A 14,203-nucleotide genomic window follows, 5' to 3' on the forward strand; every position below is an offset into this window, starting at 1 on the left:
ACCTTCGCTTATGTCGGGCACCGGACGCGGTGCCGCACGTCAGGGGGAATATCATGACCGAACGCATCGTCACCTCGAACGCCACCGCCGCCGCGCCCGCCGCGCCGTGGCACCTGTGGGCCGTGGGCATCGTCAGCCTCTTGTGGAATGCCTTCGGCGCCTACGACTATCTGATGACGCAGACGCGCAACGACGCCTACATGGGCCAGTTCACCGAGACCCAGCTCGACTATTTCTACAGCTTCCCTACCTGGATGGAGGCCTTCTGGGCGCTGGGTGTCTGGGGTGCGGTCGCGGGCTCGGTGCTGTTGCTCCTGCGCAAGCGCTGGGCGCTCCACGCCTTCATCGTCTCGGCCATCGGCCTCGCGGGCTCGACCTTCTACAGCTACGGCGTCGGCAACCTGCCCGAGGAGCTGTCGGGCGCGGGCTACACCGCCTTCACCGCCGTCATCATCGCCATCACCCTGTTCCTCATCTGGTACAGCTGGTCGATGACCAAGAAGGGCGTGCTCCGCTAGCACCCGCTTCGACCACCAAGAAAAAGGGGCCGGCGCCACCAAGGCACCGGCCCCTTTCCTCATTCGCTCCGGATGCGCTTACTGCGCGCCCATCGACCGGCCGGCCTCGCCCTTGGCATAGAGGCCCTGTTCCTCGAGCCCGTGGCGGACGTCTTCACCAACCGCGGCATTATGCTCGGCAACGGTGCCGATGATCTCGCCCTTCTTGTTGAGCAGCACCGGCGTGTCGCTCGACCCGACCGGCACCATGCGCACGTAGACGGGATCGGGATACAGGTGGTTGGAGGCCCCGTTCGAGCCGTCGATCACGCCGCCAATGATGCCGCCGGCGATGATGTTGCCGAAGGTCGCACCGCCGGTGCGGCTCTGGATGAAGATGGTCACCGGCTCATAGCCGTCCAGCGTGAAGGTCACCGCCGAATCCTTGCCGCGCTTCATCTGATATTCGCACGGCGCCTCGCAGGTCAGTCCCGAGACCAGCTCGACATGCGCGCCTTCCGGATCGGACTGGAAGGCCACCGGCTGGCTGGTGCCGTTCACGACCGTGGCACAACCACCAAGACCGGTCGCGGCCACCGCGAGCGCGGCCGCCGTCACAAATTTCTTCATCTTCGATAGTCCCCTTTGAACTCACTAAGGCGCCCGTGTCCCCCGAACCATCGAGGTCCCCCCGTGGACACCGGCCGCGCCACCCTCGTCAAAGAAGGATTAAATTGGAAACGAAAAATACGGTTAACATGAGCTGTTCACTCGCGACATGCCTCGATCGCCATCAAGTCGAGCTCGAACGGCCCGTCGCGCCCGTCGGCGAGGATCACGCCGATGCTGTGCGCGGAGGACAGGTCATAGCCCGGCCCGCGCAACGCCTGCCCGAACAGCGAGGGTGACAGCGCCTCGATTGCCACCGACGCCATCGCGCCCTCGGGCTCGAGATCGCCGCGATAGGCGACCCGCCGCCCGCTCACATTCTGGTCCGAGCGCAGGCTCAGCTGATATTGGCGCCCGTCGCCGCGCATCGTCACGCGCACATGGCTCGCGCCGTCAATGGCGGCAGGTGCGAGGTCCCGGCGGATCGATGAAAAGCCACCCCCGTCGGTCACGATCTGGCCCGAAAAGCGCAGCGCCTCGCCAGCGGGCGACAGTCCCCCGCGCGACAGGCCGCCCATCACCCCGTCATTGACGACCTGCCAGCGCGCGCGCTCGGCGGGATCGGAAAAGTCGGCGATTGTGCGGCATTCGCCGGGGGCGAGGGCAAGGCTAATGGCCATGAGAAACTCCATCGGGACACTCCTACGTCCCCCCAGCCCCTCGTTCCTAGACCTGGTCGAGCGCGCGCCGCCAGCCGTCCTTAAGGCCGCCCGCCCATCCGCTTGGCCTTGGTCTTGCCGAAGCGCGTCTTGCGCGTGCCCGGGCGGCCGGCGTTGGAATAGCCGACCTTGGGCGCGGCGCGTTCGGCTTCGGGGATGCCGAGCTCGTCTTCCTCGAGCTTCCTGATCTCGTCGCGCAGCCGCGCCGCTTCCTCGAATTCGAGATCGGCGGCGGCTTTCCGCATCTTCTCCTCGAGTTCGCCGATATAGGCGCGCAAATTGTGCCCCGCGAGCGGGGGCGCCTCGGCCTGCGGATGCGCCGCGCCGCCCGCGACCGCGTCCTTGACGTCCTTGAGCAGGTCCTCGACCGCGCGCTTGGTCGACTGCGGTGTGATGCCATGCTCCTTGTTATAGGCGACCTGCTTCTCGCGGCGGCGCTGCGTTTCGTTCAGCGCACGCTCCATCGAGCCCGTCACCCGGTCGGCATAGAGGATGACGCGCCCGTCGACATTGCGCGCCGCGCGCCCGATCGTCTGGATGAGCGACGTCTCGGAACGCAGGAAACCTTCCTTGTCGGCATCGAGGATGGCGACCAGCCCGCATTCGGGAATGTCGAGCCCCTCGCGCAGGAGGTTGATCCCGACCAGCACGTCATAGACCCCGACCCGCAGGTCGCGAATGAGCTCAATGCGCTCCAGCGTCTCGACGTCCGAGTGCATGTAGCGCACCTTGAGGCCCTGCTCGTGCATATATTCGGTGAGGTCCTCGGCCATCCGCTTGGTCAGCGTCGTGACCAGCGTGCGATAGCCCGCCGCCGCCACCTTCCGTGCCTCGTTGACGAGATCGTCGACCTGGTCCTCCACGGGGCGGATATCGACTGGCGGGTCGATGAGGCCGGTCGGGCGGATGACCTGTTCGGAGAACACCCCGCCCGTCTCCTCCATCTCCCACGGACCCGGCGTTGCCGACACGAACATCGACTGGGGGCGCATCGCGTCCCACTCGTTGAAGCGGAGCGGGCGGTTGTCGATACAGCTCGGCAGCCGGAAACCATGCTCGGCCAGCGTGATCTTGCGCCGATGATCGCCCCGCGCCATCGCGCCGATCTGCGGCACCGTCTGGTGGCTTTCGTCGACGAACAGCAGCGCATTATCGGGGAGATATTCGAACAGCGTTGGCGGCGGCTCGCCCGGCAGGCGTCCCGTGAGAAAGCGCGAATAATTCTCGATCCCCGCGCAAGAGCCGGTGGCGGCGATCATCTCGAGATCGAAATTGGTCCGCTGTTCGAGCCGCTGCGCCTCGAGCAATTTGCCCTCCGCCGTCAGCTCCTTCAGCCGCTCCTCCAGCTCATGCTTGATCGCATGGCGCGCCTGTTCGAGCGTGGGCCCCGGCGTCACATAGTGCGAATTGGCATAGATCTTCACGCGGTCGAGCTTGGCCCCCGGCTTGCCGGTCAGCGGATCGAACTCGAGGATTTCCTCCACGTCGTCGCCGAAGAAGGACACGCGCCACGCCATGTCCTCATAGTGCGAGGGGAAGATCTCGAGATTGTCGCCGCGCACGCGGAAACTGCCGCGCGTGAAATTGGCATCGTTGCGCTTGTACTGGAGCGCCACCAGCTTCCTGATGATCTCGCGCTGGTCGACGCTGTCGTCCTTCTTGAGGCTGAAGGTCATCGCCGAATAGGTCTCGACCGACCCGATGCCGTAGAGGCAGCTCACCGAGGCGACGATGATGACGTCGTCGCGTTCGAGCAGCGACCGCGTCGCCGAGTGGCGCATCCGGTCGATCGCCTCGTTGATGGACGATTCCTTCTCGATATAGGTGTCGGTCCGCGGGACGTAGGCCTCGGGCTGGTAATAGTCGTAGTAGCTGACGAAATATTCGACCGCATTGTCGGGAAAGAAGCTCTTGAACTCGCCATAGAGCTGCGCGGCGAGGATCTTGTTGGGCGCGAGGATGAGCGCGGGCCGCTGCAGCGTCTCGATCACCTTGGCCATCGTGAACGTCTTGCCCGAGCCCGTGACGCCGAGCAGCACCTGGCTGTTCTCGCCATGGTCGCGCACGCCCTCGGTCAGCTCGCGGATCGCGGTCGGCTGGTCGCCCGCGGGCTCGTAGTCCGACTTCAGCACGAACTTCCTGCCCCCCTCTGCCTTCTCGGGGCGCGCGGGACGATGCGGCTTGAACTCTTCCCCCGTCTCGGGTTCGGCGAGGCTGGTGCGGATCTGGATGGCCATAGAAGCGTCAATGTGGGGGCCGGACGAAGGTTGCGCAACCAAGGCGCCTATGGCTTGCTCAGCGCCCGTTCACCCGCCCGATGGGACAAGGCTAGCCCATGCGTATCCTGCCCTTCCTCGCTGTCTCCCTGCTCGCCGCGCCGCTTGCCGCCGCCGCGCCGCCGCCGCCGCTCGCCCCGGGCCTCTGGTCGGTCGAAGCGCGCGTCGTCTCGGTCGACAGCAAGCAAGTGCCCCTCCTCGTCCGCAAGATGGTCGAGGGGCGCGTCGAGACCTACGAACGTTGCGTCAGCCCCGAGGAAGCCGCCGGCAAGTTCGAGCATGTCCTCGTCCAGAAGGAAGCCAGCTGCCGCTTCGCCGAAACCGACTTCGCCGACGGCAGGATGCGCGTGCGCGGCCGCTGCACCTCGGACAAGGGCAATATGACCATCGACCTCTCCGGCCGCCATTCGGGCGCGCGCTTCACCGCGACCAGCCGCACCCACCTCCAAAGCCCGCTTGGCGCGGTCAATGTGACCACCGCCCATGTCGGCACCCGGCGCGGTGCCTGCCCCGCCTGAGCCCGATGCCGCGCCGCGTCCCCCAAGGCCCGCCGCCCCCCGCTCCGTCCCCCGAGAGATGCTGGCTGTGCGAGCGCCCGCTCGGCGCCCGTGTCGAACGCCACCATCCGGTGCCCAGGTCGCGTGGCGGCCGCCTGACCCGCGCCGTCCACCCGATCTGCCACCGCGCGCTCCACGCCAGCCTCGACAACAAGGCGCTCGCCGCGATCGGCGATGACGCGCCCGCCTTGCGCGCCCGCCCCGACCTTGCCCCCTTCCTCGACTGGATCGCGGGCAAGGACCCCGACTTCCACGCCCCCACGCGCCGCGCCCGGCGCTGAGGCCCCCCTTGCCAAGCGCCCCCGCCCCCTCCAAGCTGCCGGGCAATCAAGGGGAGACAAGTCATGCGTCACGTCGTCACAGCCACCCTCGCGCTGGCGCTCGCCGCCTGCGGCAACAATGACGGCGAGGTCCGCGACACCGACGGCGACGGCGTCATCTCGGCCGAGGAGGTCGAGGCCCAGCTCGGCGACGCGATGGCCTCGGGCAGCTTCATGCAGGCGGGCGAATGGGAAAGCCGCATCACCATCGAGGATGTCTCCATGCCCGGCATGACCGACGACATGGCCGCGATGATGCAGGACATGATGGGCAACCGCACCTATTCCACCTGCCTCACGCCCGAACAGGTCGAACAGCCCGACGAACGCTTTTTCGCGGGCACCGACAATGACTGCGCCTACAACCGCTTCGCATTGAAGGACGGGCGTATCGACGCGCAGATGACCTGCAGCGTCGAGGGGCAGACGCAGGTCATGGAAATGTCGGGCCAATATGGCGAGGAAAGCTACGATCTCACCATGCGCGCCACGTCCGAGAGCGAGGGCGGCATGAACATGACGATGAGGGTCAGCGCCGAACGGGTCGGCGACTGCAAGCAAAGCGCGGCCTGACGGCACGGCGCTCAAACGTTCCAACAGGAGGGGACAATCATGAAAGCACGCATTCTCGCCACGGCCACGCTGGCCCTGACGCTGGCGGCCTGCGGCGGCGGCGACACCGCTGCCGACGAGGAGGTCGCCGAGCCGGTAGACACCATGCTGCCCGGCAATTTCCAGCTCACCAGCGAAGTGACCGACCTGTCCTCGACCGACGGCACCGATCCGGTGACCTCGGCCGAAGTCGGCTCCTCGGTCACCGCCAATGTCTGTGTCGGCGAGGACGGCCTGCTGCCCGCCGCCGCCTTCGGCGAGGAAGGCGATGATTGCGTGATCGAGAATCCCTACGTCCGTCGCGGCAAGATCCGCCAGGCGCTGGTCTGCCAGCGCGAGGGCCAGGACGGCCAGATCCGCCTCCAGGTCGACGCCGACTTCACCGAGGACGGCATCGAGGGCACGGTCAGCACCATGACCTATTTCTCGGGTGACGGCGATTATTCGATGAAGCGCACGCTCACCGGCACGCGCACCGGCGACTGCACCGAGGCCGAGGCCGAGGAAGATCTCGAGGCCGAGGTCGCCGAATAGGCCCCCGCACCTCGCGACGAAAGGAAGGGGCGGCACCTCCGGCAAGGTGCCGCCCCTTCTCTTTTGTTCGCCGGACGCAAACCCTAGCGGATGGGCTCCGTCACCAGCCGGTTGCCGGTCGGCTGGATCGAGCGCGCGCTCGGGCCGAGGGCGGCCTCCATCGCCGCGATCTGTGACGCGCTGGCGGTCAGCGGGCGGTCGGCGACATGCCAGTTGACCCCTTCCGAACAGGGCGGCGTCGTCAGCGAGCCCATGTAGCGATAGACATGGAGGTCGTCGGGCACGAGCGGGTCGAGGTCGAGTGCGACCGCGGCCCCGCTGCCGGCCGCGGCACCATCGACGATCTTCTGCAGTTCGGGGTTGGCCGCCCCTTCGGCGAACATCACGCCGAGCACGCCGAGGCGCCCGTCATCGGTCGCATGGACGAAATGCGCCACCAGCGGATAGCGCTTGCCGTCGATCGCATGTTCGGACGGGGTATGGAAATGCACCTGCAGGAGGTTGAAGGCGGTCTGCCCCGACATCATGCCGAGCATCTCGCGGTTGCTCTCCCTCGGGAAATCGACCTGAACCTTTTCCTCCGAGACCGCCATCACGCCATTGGCGGTGCCGAAGGCGGTGTCGAATTCGACATGGGCGCGGGCATTGGCGCTGCCGAGGTCGATCGGCGACTGGGCAAGGCCGGCATCGCACATGGCATAGTCGCCGTTGACGAGGCTCCAGCGTTCGGGCGTCACCCCGTCACCGAAATTCCAGTCCTTGCCCTTGTCCTGCGCGTAAAGCGGGGCGGCGATCAGCGCGCCGCCAACGGCGAGCGCGGCAATCGCGGGTCCGAGTTTTTTCATCTTCTAGGTCCTCTCAATCCGTGGGGCCTCGTCGCCCCGTCCTGGGTCGTTCGGTCCTTCGTTCGCCGGGAGGTTGCCGATGCTCTAGGCAGGCCGGGGTCCCATCGCTCGAAATCCGATACGGTCCGACATCACGTGCGCTGCAATCGCGCCCGCCAGAGGGGCCCGGTCCGTAGGTGCTCAATCGACGGGCGCGGCAGGAAGTTTCACGATAAAGCGCCGACCCCGACCAAAAGAGGTGAAGCGCGGCGCCGCGCTAGAAAGGCAGGCGCTGGTCGGTCAGGCGCTGCATCGTATCACGGGCGCGCGCCTTCATCGCGGTGAGCCGCCCGACCTCCGCCAGGTCGGGAATCTCCCGTCCGCGCGCGCGGCGCAGCTGGCGGTCGATGTCGTGGTGCAGCTTGGCGATACGGTCGAAGGCGCTGGCCATGTTCATGTCCTCGTCGGGCGAGGGGCAGCGATGGCGGGCGACCGGGAGGGAGAGGCCCGGCAGTCCCGCGCATCGGCACCCCGGGCTTAGGGGGACGATGGCGCCGGAGAGGGAGGGGGCGACCCTGCCGGCATCCATCGATCCCGTACCAAACCAACCCTCGCGCGCGCGATCGGTTGCAGGAAATCGACCGACCAAGACCAAAGCCCGTAGACGCAATTCCATGCCCGAACGAGCGGTTCGTCGCACCCGCCGCACGCGGCCTCTTGCGTGACCTGCGGGCAACGCTAGGAAGGCCGCCCCGAGGGGCGCCTCTCGCGACTCATTTCGGGACAAATTCATCCACAGATTTTTTGACCGTCAAAAAAGCGCGGATCGGCAGGGCTTTGCCGTTCAAAAAACCTTAAATCGGCGCACCGGCGAAAAAATGACTCTTGCGTTCACCGTCTGCCTTAGACACTATCCCTTGTGTTGACCGACGGTTCGCCCCGCAACATCTAGCGATTGGGGCCGGGAATCCCTATTTCCGGCATGGGGCGAGTTGTGGGTAGCGGGGATGATGGGGATAAGTCGCTGGTTTGACTCTCCTTTTCCCCGTTTCGGCTTCCAACAGGGGGTTGGAACCGGTATGAACGAAACAAGAACATCGGACGGCCGCGAGTCGATCCGGATGCGATAACGGGGCCTAGGGAGAAGAACATGGATCTGGCATCGAGCAGCGATGTGACCGCCGACGACGTCACCGTCTCGGATTCGAAGAAGGTTCACGAGCGTCGCTTCAAGATCGAGACCGATCCCTCGCGCGATGCCAAGCTCACCGAGTTCGGCAAGGAAACGCTGAAGGATCGCTACCTCCTGCCGGGCGAGAGCTACCAGGACCTGTTCGCGCGCGTCGCCTCGGCCTATGCCGACGACCAGAAGCACGCCCAGCGCCTCTATGACGCCATCTCGAACCTCTGGTTCATGCCCGCCACCCCCGTTCTCTCGAACGGCGGCACCGGTCGCGGCCTGCCCATTTCCTGCTATTTGAACTCGGTCGACGACAGCCTCGACGGCATCGTCGGCACGTGGAACGAGAATGTCTGGCTCGCCTCCAAGGGCGGCGGCATCGGCACCTATTGGGGCTCGGTCCGCGGCATCGGCGAACCCGTCGGTTTGAACGGCAAGACCTCGGGCATCATCCCCTTCGTCCGCGTGATGGATTCGCTCACCCTCGCCATTTCGCAGGGCTCGCTGCGCCGCGGCTCGGCCGCCTGCTACATCGACATCCACCACCCCGAGATCGAGGAATTCCTCGAGATCCGCAAACCTAGCGGCGACTTCAACCGCAAGGCGCTCAACCTGCACCACGGCGTGCTGCTCACCGACGAGTTCATGGAAGCGGTCCGCGACGGCACCGACTTCGACCTGAAATCGCCCCGCGACGGCACCGTTCGCGGTTCGGTCAACGCCCGCAACCTGTTCCAGAAGCTGGTCGAGACCCGCCTCGCCACCGGCGAGCCCTATATCGTGTTCGCCGACACGGTGAACAACAACATGCCCAAGCATCATCGCGATCTCGGCCTCAAGGTCTCGACCTCGAACCTGTGCTCGGAAATCACCCTGCCGACGGGCCGCGACCATCTCGGTGCCGACCGCACCGCGGTCTGCTGCCTGTCGTCGCTCAACCTCGAGACGTGGGACGAGTGGAACGGCAACCACCTCTTCATCGAGGACGTGATGCGCTTCCTCGACAATGTCCTGTCGGACTATATCGCCCGCGCCCCCGACGAGATGGCGCGCGCCAAATATAGCGCCGAGCGCGAGCGTTCGGTCGGCCTCGGCGTGATGGGCTTCCACAGCTTCCTCCAGGCCCGCGGCCTGCCCTTCGAGGGCGCCATGGCCAAGAGCTGGAACAACAAGATCTTCAAGCACATCCGCGCGCAGGCCGACGAGGCCTCGATGATGCTCGCCAAGGAACGCGGCCCCTGCCCCGATGCGGCCGACATGGGCGCGATGGAGCGCTTCAGCTGCAAGATGGCGATCGCGCCGACCGCGTCGATCTCGATCATCTGCGGCGGCACCTCGGCCTGCATCGAGCCCATTCCGGCCAACATCTACACCCACAAGACGCTCTCGGGCAGCTGGTCGGTGAAGAACCCGCATCTCGAAAAGCTCCTCACCGCCAAGTCCAAGAACTCGGACCAGGTGTGGAACTCGATCCTCGAGAAGGGCGGCTCGGTCCAGCACCTCGACTTCCTCTCGGAAGACGAGAAAGCGACCTTCAAGACCAGCTTCGAGATCGACCAGCGCTGGCTCTTGGAGCTCGCCGGCGACCGCGCCCCGATGATCGACCAGGCGCAGAGCCTCAACCTCTTCATCCCCGCCGACGTCGACAAGTGGGACCTGCTGATGCTCCACTTCCGCGCCTGGGAGCTCGGCATCAAGTCGCTCTACTACCTCCGCTCGAAATCGGTGCAGCGCGCCGGCTTCGCGGGCGGTGTCGAGGCCGACAACACCCCCGAGGCGGCCAAGTACGAGCTGCCCACCACCGACTATGACGAGTGCCTCGCCTGCCAGTAGGCGCGTTCATCGCAGCCCGCAGCCGACCGACCAACAAGGACCACGACCATGAGCCTCCTCAAAGCCCGCAAGACCTACAAGCCCTTCGAATATCCCTGGGCCTATGACTTCTGGAAACGCCAGCAGCAGGTCCACTGGATGCCCGAAGAGGTCCCGCTGGGCGAGGATTGCCGCGACTGGGCGCAGAAGCTGACCGATCACGAGCGCAACCTGCTCACCCAGATCTTCCGCTTCTTCACGCAGGCCGACGTCGAGGTGCAGGACTGCTACCACGAGAAATACGGTCGCGTGTTCAAGCCGACCGAAGTGAAGATGATGCTGGCCGCCTTCTCCAACATGGAGACGATCCACATCGCGGCCTATTCGCACCTGCTCGACACCATCGGCATGCCCGAGAGCGAATATTCGGCCTTCCTCCAGTATAAGGAGATGGCCGACAAGCACGATTACATGAACCAGTTCGGGGTGGAGTCCGACGAGGACATCGCCAAGACGCTGGCCATGTTCGGCGCCTTCACCGAGGGCCTCCAGCTGTTCGCCAGCTTCGCCATGCTGATGAACTTCCCGCGCTTCAACAAGATGAAGGGCATGGGCCAGATCGTCAGCTGGTCGGTGCGCGACGAGAGCCTCCACTGCGAAGGCATCATCCGCATGTTCCACGAATTCGTGAAGGAACGCGACTGCCTCACCCAGTCGGTGAAGGACGACATCGTCGACTGCTGCCAGAAGGTCGTGCGCCTCGAGGACGCCTTCATCGACCTCGCCTTCGAAATGGGCCCGGTCGAAGGCATGACCGCCAAGGACATCAAGAAGTATATCCGCTACATCGCCGACTGGCGCTTGGGTCAGCTCGGCTTCAAGCCGATCTACATGGTCGAGGAACACCCGCTCCCCTGGCTCGCCCCGCTCCTCAACGGCGTCGAGCACGCCAACTTCTTCGAGACCCGCGCCACCGAATATTCGAAGGGCGCCACGCGCGGCGACTGGAAGGACGTCTGGGACAATTTCGACACCCGCCAGAAGGCCAAGATCGGCAAGGCCGAAGACGCCGCCGACGAAGGCGAGGACATGTTCGCGGGGGCGAAGTAAGGGGTTGTAATATTTTCTAGCGCCTCCAATTTGCGAACCGCTCGGTAGCAAGGGGAGGTATGTCCGACTTAATTATTTCTTTCCAAGGGCTCGATGCTAGCGAAGGCCACATTGAGGCCTTTGCGGGCTTGGAGTCTGTAGCGGGCGTGGCCCGTGCACTTACGCTTGTGGCGCACTATGCTGCTACTGGCGAAGTAAGGCATCGCTATCCGTTCTCAGATGATGTCCAATTTTTCCTTGAAGATACCGAAGAAGGTAGTTTCAACTTCAGACTTCGGTTAGCGATCGCGACTGCTGTCTCTGCACCGATTGTGGTCTCCATGACCCATAATGCTGTTTATGATCTGACAAAAACAGTCTTCCAGCGCTGCATTGGGATCGAGCCGCAGGGCGTCGCGCCGCAGATTTCCGACCTGGATCGAACGAGGGGCGGCGATATCAACGCGCTTATCGAGGCAGTCGAACCAGCGCTCAAGAAGTCGCATTATGGTGTTGGCGACACGACTGCTAAAATCACGCTTCGAGAAGAACACACGCAAGAAATTATCGTCCGATTTGATAACGAGTCGAAACTTTACCTCACGCAGGACATCGCAGCTGATGATGATGTGCAGCAAGTGTCGATCAGTGCGCTAAATGCGAATGATCGAACTGGGCGCGCTTATTTCTTAGACTTAAAACGCACCGTGCCGTTTCGTATATCGAAACACGCAGCGCCTGATACGTTGTCGATCCTCTCTCGGAGTTTAGACGACTACGTGAACGAAGACCCGTCTCCGGTTCAAATCTCTTTTGAGCGCATAGAGGCCGCTGATGGGCGATTGAAAAGAGTTGTAATCTACAAAGCAGAGGACGTTGCGGGATCAAACTGAAGCGTTTTGAAGCGGGGTCAGGGCGGCCTGACCCCGTCGGTCCTGTCGCGTCGATCGCGCGCAGGCCGTCCGCGGCGCGCCGCTTCGGCGTCGCCGTGCCCCCGGCACGGCTTTGGCCTCACTCGACGTAGCGTCGCTCGCTACGCTCCGCTCCCGCTACGCTCGGCGGCGCGATGGGCTTCCCATTCCTGCAGCCTCGTCGGCCCGTCATGGCGGCCGCCGACGAACCCCCACCACAGCCCGGCGAGCATCGCCAGCGCGATCACGCCGCCGATCCCCCAGGCGAGCTTCGCCCCGCGCTCGCGCGGGCAGGGTGGAGGGCGCCAGCCTTCACGTTCCAGCTGGCGCATGGCCTCGTCGCGCGCATGCGCGCCGATCCAGTCCCACAGCGCCTCCCCCGGCGCGATATGATCCTGACGTGCCATGCCCCCAATGGTTGCTCCTCAGGGTTCACAAATGCCTGCTGATATAGGTTAAGAAAGCGGAACCCCTGCCCGCTCGCCCCGCGTTACACCCCGCCCCCGCAACGATCATGGTTAAGCCCACCGTCAAAACCGTTTACCCGCTGTTAAAAGCCTTGCCCTACGTAACGATCAACAGGCAGCAAACGGGGGCGTTTGGGGATGTCGATTACAACGTACATGCTGATCGTGCTGATCATCGGCCCGATGCTGCTCGGCCTCGCCGACCTCGCGAAAATCCTGCCGCACCGCCGCGACCCCGCCGCTCCGTCGGACGATTGAGGCGTCAATCCTTTGGCAACACTGATCGCTTATCCTTCGAGTTCATCCGCAAGGGGCCAGCAGCCATGATCCGCGCCGTTATCGGCATTTTCGCCCTCGCCCTCGTCGGTTCGCTTTTCTGGGGCGTGATCGAGCATCTGGCCGCTGCCGCCTTCGTCGGCGGGCTGCTCCTTCTCGGCATCCTGCCCGTCAGCGCGCTCTTCTTCGCCCGGGTGATCTACGGCAAGGCCGAACAGCGCGAGGGCGATGCCGACGCGCAATACGCAAAGCTCCAATACAAGCTGCACCTCGCCGAACAGGCGCGCGCCGCGCGCGAACGCGGCGAAAGCTGGACCCCGCCCAAGGGCTGGGACCGCTAACCCCGGCTAATCGGGTCGCCCTTGCGCCGCTCGGCGCGCTTGGCGGCAAAGGCATCGACGAAGGCCTTCGATTCCTTGAGGCCCGCGCCCGTCGCGGTGCGCACGATGCGGACGGCGTCAATCTTGTCGCCGCGCCGCAGCGCATCCTCCATCCGACCCTTGGCCTCGGCGGGCAATTCTCCCACCGGCATCGGCGCGCGCATCTCTCCGTCCATCTTGAGCACCGAATTGCGCCCCAGCACATAGCCCACCGCCAGCGCCACCATCACCCAGAAGAAATTGTCCATCACCCGTCCCCCTCATGATGCGCAACGGGCTGGAGCAACCCGAAGTCCTCGCCCAGCGGTTCATGCCCCAGCGCGGGCCAGTCGAGCACTTCCTCCGCCACCTGCATATCGGGCAGCCGGTCCAGCAAATCGCGGATCAGCGTCAGCCGCCCCTGCTTCTGGTCATTATAATCCACCACCGTCCACGGCGCGTGGGCCGTATGCGTCTTGGCGAACATCGCCTCGCGCGCGGCGGTATAGTCGGCATAGCGCGTGCGCGCCGCCGCATCGATCGGCGACAGCTTCCAGCGCTTCAGCGGATCGGCCAGCCGCTCGGCAAAGCGCTCTTCCTGTTTCTCCTGGCTCGTCGACAGCCAATATTTGAACAGCCTGATCCCGTCATCGACCAGCATCTTCTCGAACACCGGCACTGCGTCGAGGAAGTCCGCCACCTGTTCCTCGGTCGCAAAGCCCATCACCCGCTCGACGCCCGCGCGATTGTACCAGCTGCGGTCGAACAGCACGATCTCGCCCGCCGACGGCAGGTGCGCGACATAGCGCTGGAAATACCATTGCGTGCGCTCGTCCTCGCTCGGCTTGCCCAGCGCCACCGTCCGGCACTGCCGTGGATTGAGATGCTCGCTGATCGCGCCGATCGTGCCGCCCTTGCCCGCCGTGTCGCGCCCCTCGAGCAGCACGACGATCCGCTCGCCCTTCGCCTTGGCCCAATGCGCCATCTGCACCAGCTCGTGGCTCAATGGCTCGAGCGCGTCGCGATAATCCTTGCCCTTCATGCCCCCGAGCCTGCGCCGAGCCTGCACGGCGCGCAAGCCCCCCCTGTCCTACGCCGCGCCCCTCTGCCATGCTCGCGCACACCGGCCCGACAAGGGCGCAAAGTTCCATAAGTGGACAA

Annotated in this window: 17 protein-coding genes; 9 read left to right on the forward strand and 8 right to left on the reverse strand. The window is 64.9% G+C overall.

The window, feature by feature from the left end; all coding sequences use genetic code 11:
• Positions 1 to 53 precede the first annotated feature (53 nt).
• Complete coding sequence (locus tag NUW81_RS06140) at positions 54 to 518, forward strand: hypothetical protein (protein WP_245111532.1); 465 nt, start codon at positions 54 to 56, stop codon at positions 516 to 518.
• Positions 519 to 596: 78 nt separating this feature from the next.
• On the opposite strand, the gene NUW81_RS06145 is transcribed toward NUW81_RS06140, so the two are convergent.
• The 3 genes from NUW81_RS06145 to uvrB all read right to left on the reverse strand — a co-directional run bounded on the left by NUW81_RS06145 (position 597) and on the right by uvrB (position 4,062).
• Complete coding sequence (locus NUW81_RS06145) at positions 597 to 1,127, reverse strand: hypothetical protein (RefSeq protein WP_245111535.1); 531 nt, start codon at positions 1,125 to 1,127, stop codon at positions 597 to 599.
• 137 nt (positions 1,128 to 1,264) lie between these two features.
• Positions 1,265 to 1,798, reverse strand: a complete 534-nt coding sequence (locus tag NUW81_RS06150; RefSeq protein ID WP_245111537.1) for a CIA30 family protein — start codon at positions 1,796 to 1,798, stop codon at positions 1,265 to 1,267.
• Positions 1,799 to 1,866: 68 nt separating this feature from the next.
• Complete coding sequence (uvrB, locus tag NUW81_RS06155; protein ID WP_245111539.1) at positions 1,867 to 4,062, reverse strand: excinuclease ABC subunit UvrB; 2,196 nt, start codon at positions 4,060 to 4,062, stop codon at positions 1,867 to 1,869.
• A gap of 98 nt (positions 4,063 to 4,160) precedes the next feature.
• Between uvrB and NUW81_RS06160 the strand changes: the two genes are divergently transcribed.
• The 4 genes from NUW81_RS06160 (at position 4,161) to NUW81_RS06175 (ending at position 6,124) form a co-directional block, all read left to right on the forward strand.
• A complete protein-coding gene (locus NUW81_RS06160) occupies positions 4,161 to 4,619 on the forward strand; it encodes a DUF3617 domain-containing protein (RefSeq protein ID WP_245111541.1) in 459 nt (152 codons plus the stop codon).
• Positions 4,620 to 4,729: 110 nt separating this feature from the next.
• Entirely contained in the window at positions 4,730 to 4,939 is a 210-nt protein-coding gene (locus NUW81_RS06165) for a hypothetical protein (protein WP_376741939.1), read from the forward strand.
• Positions 4,940 to 5,002: 63 nt separating this feature from the next.
• Complete coding sequence (locus NUW81_RS06170) at positions 5,003 to 5,551, forward strand: DUF3617 domain-containing protein (protein ID WP_245111545.1); 549 nt, start codon at positions 5,003 to 5,005, stop codon at positions 5,549 to 5,551.
• 39 nt (positions 5,552 to 5,590) lie between these two features.
• Complete coding sequence (locus NUW81_RS06175; protein WP_245111547.1) at positions 5,591 to 6,124, forward strand: DUF3617 domain-containing protein; 534 nt, start codon at positions 5,591 to 5,593, stop codon at positions 6,122 to 6,124.
• Between the two features lie 83 nt (positions 6,125 to 6,207).
• Here NUW81_RS06175 and NUW81_RS06180 read toward each other — a convergent pair whose 3' ends face one another.
• The gene (locus NUW81_RS06180; protein WP_245111549.1) at positions 6,208 to 6,969 is read right to left on the reverse strand and encodes a carbonic anhydrase; all 762 of its coding nucleotides are present in this window, start codon (positions 6,967 to 6,969) and stop codon (positions 6,208 to 6,210) included.
• A 256-nt stretch (positions 6,970 to 7,225) separates the two neighbouring features.
• Complete coding sequence (locus NUW81_RS06185; RefSeq protein WP_245111551.1) at positions 7,226 to 7,405, reverse strand: hypothetical protein; 180 nt, start codon at positions 7,403 to 7,405, stop codon at positions 7,226 to 7,228.
• Positions 7,406 to 8,098: 693 nt separating this feature from the next.
• Between NUW81_RS06185 and NUW81_RS06190 the strand changes: the two genes are divergently transcribed.
• From NUW81_RS06190 to NUW81_RS06200, 3 genes are read left to right on the forward strand one after another with little or no spacing between them, the layout of a single operon-like run.
• The gene (locus NUW81_RS06190; protein ID WP_245111552.1) at positions 8,099 to 9,961 is read left to right on the forward strand and encodes a ribonucleoside-diphosphate reductase subunit alpha; all 1,863 of its coding nucleotides are present in this window, start codon (positions 8,099 to 8,101) and stop codon (positions 9,959 to 9,961) included.
• Between the two features lie 48 nt (positions 9,962 to 10,009).
• The gene (locus NUW81_RS06195; RefSeq protein WP_245111553.1) at positions 10,010 to 11,050 is read left to right on the forward strand and encodes a ribonucleotide-diphosphate reductase subunit beta; all 1,041 of its coding nucleotides are present in this window, start codon (positions 10,010 to 10,012) and stop codon (positions 11,048 to 11,050) included.
• Between the two features lie 59 nt (positions 11,051 to 11,109).
• Positions 11,110 to 11,922: a DUF7946 domain-containing protein gene (locus NUW81_RS06200; RefSeq protein ID WP_245111554.1), complete on the forward strand. Its 813-nt coding sequence runs from the start codon at positions 11,110 to 11,112 to the stop codon at positions 11,920 to 11,922.
• A gap of 140 nt (positions 11,923 to 12,062) precedes the next feature.
• Here NUW81_RS06200 and NUW81_RS06205 read toward each other — a convergent pair whose 3' ends face one another.
• Positions 12,063 to 12,347: a hypothetical protein gene (locus tag NUW81_RS06205; RefSeq protein WP_245111555.1), complete on the reverse strand. Its 285-nt coding sequence runs from the start codon at positions 12,345 to 12,347 to the stop codon at positions 12,063 to 12,065.
• A gap of 383 nt (positions 12,348 to 12,730) precedes the next feature.
• On the opposite strand from NUW81_RS06205, the gene NUW81_RS06210 reads away from it, so the two are divergent.
• A complete protein-coding gene (locus NUW81_RS06210) occupies positions 12,731 to 13,024 on the forward strand; it encodes a hypothetical protein (RefSeq protein WP_245111556.1) in 294 nt (97 codons plus the stop codon).
• Here NUW81_RS06210 and NUW81_RS06215 read toward each other — a convergent pair.
• Together NUW81_RS06215 and ppk2 are read right to left on the reverse strand one after the other, a co-directional pair.
• Complete coding sequence (locus NUW81_RS06215) at positions 13,021 to 13,311, reverse strand: ribosomal protein L7/L12 (protein WP_245111557.1); 291 nt, start codon at positions 13,309 to 13,311, stop codon at positions 13,021 to 13,023. The genes NUW81_RS06210 and NUW81_RS06215 overlap by 4 nt on opposite strands.
• Positions 13,311 to 14,084, reverse strand: coding sequence for a polyphosphate kinase 2 (gene ppk2, locus NUW81_RS06220; protein WP_245111558.1), 774 nt, complete (start codon positions 14,082 to 14,084; stop codon positions 13,311 to 13,313). Before ppk2 ends, NUW81_RS06215 begins: the two co-directional genes overlap by 1 nt.
• Positions 14,085 to 14,203 lie beyond the last annotated feature (119 nt).

The sequence above is a fragment of the Sphingomicrobium aestuariivivum genome (assembly GCF_024721585.1).
In the GTDB taxonomy this organism is placed as follows: Bacteria; Pseudomonadota; Alphaproteobacteria; order Sphingomonadales; family Sphingomonadaceae; genus Sphingomicrobium; species Sphingomicrobium aestuariivivum.

Coding starts and splice junctions, on each gene's coding strand:
- NUW81_RS06140 (WP_245111532.1), top strand. CDS start 54: ATGACCGAACGCATCGTCACCTCGAACGCCACCGCCGCCGCGCCCGCC.
- NUW81_RS06145 (WP_245111535.1), bottom strand. CDS start 1,127: ATGAAGAAATTTGTGACGGCGGCCGCGCTCGCGGTGGCCGCGACCGGT.
- NUW81_RS06150 (WP_245111537.1), bottom strand. CDS start 1,798: ATGGAGTTTCTCATGGCCATTAGCCTTGCCCTCGCCCCCGGCGAATGC.
- uvrB (WP_245111539.1), bottom strand. CDS start 4,062: ATGGCCATCCAGATCCGCACCAGCCTCGCCGAACCCGAGACGGGGGAA.
- NUW81_RS06160 (WP_245111541.1), top strand. CDS start 4,161: ATGCGTATCCTGCCCTTCCTCGCTGTCTCCCTGCTCGCCGCGCCGCTT.
- NUW81_RS06170 (WP_245111545.1), top strand. CDS start 5,003: ATGCGTCACGTCGTCACAGCCACCCTCGCGCTGGCGCTCGCCGCCTGC.
- NUW81_RS06175 (WP_245111547.1), top strand. CDS start 5,591: ATGAAAGCACGCATTCTCGCCACGGCCACGCTGGCCCTGACGCTGGCG.
- NUW81_RS06180 (WP_245111549.1), bottom strand. CDS start 6,969: ATGAAAAAACTCGGACCCGCGATTGCCGCGCTCGCCGTTGGCGGCGCG.
- NUW81_RS06185 (WP_245111551.1), bottom strand. CDS start 7,405: ATGAACATGGCCAGCGCCTTCGACCGTATCGCCAAGCTGCACCACGAC.
- NUW81_RS06190 (WP_245111552.1), top strand. CDS start 8,099: ATGGATCTGGCATCGAGCAGCGATGTGACCGCCGACGACGTCACCGTC.
- NUW81_RS06195 (WP_245111553.1), top strand. CDS start 10,010: ATGAGCCTCCTCAAAGCCCGCAAGACCTACAAGCCCTTCGAATATCCC.
- NUW81_RS06200 (WP_245111554.1), top strand. CDS start 11,110: ATGTCCGACTTAATTATTTCTTTCCAAGGGCTCGATGCTAGCGAAGGC.
- NUW81_RS06205 (WP_245111555.1), bottom strand. CDS start 12,347: ATGGCACGTCAGGATCATATCGCGCCGGGGGAGGCGCTGTGGGACTGG.
- NUW81_RS06210 (WP_245111556.1), top strand. CDS start 12,731: ATGATCCGCGCCGTTATCGGCATTTTCGCCCTCGCCCTCGTCGGTTCG.
- NUW81_RS06215 (WP_245111557.1), bottom strand. CDS start 13,311: ATGGACAATTTCTTCTGGGTGATGGTGGCGCTGGCGGTGGGCTATGTG.
- ppk2 (WP_245111558.1), bottom strand. CDS start 14,084: ATGAAGGGCAAGGATTATCGCGACGCGCTCGAGCCATTGAGCCACGAG.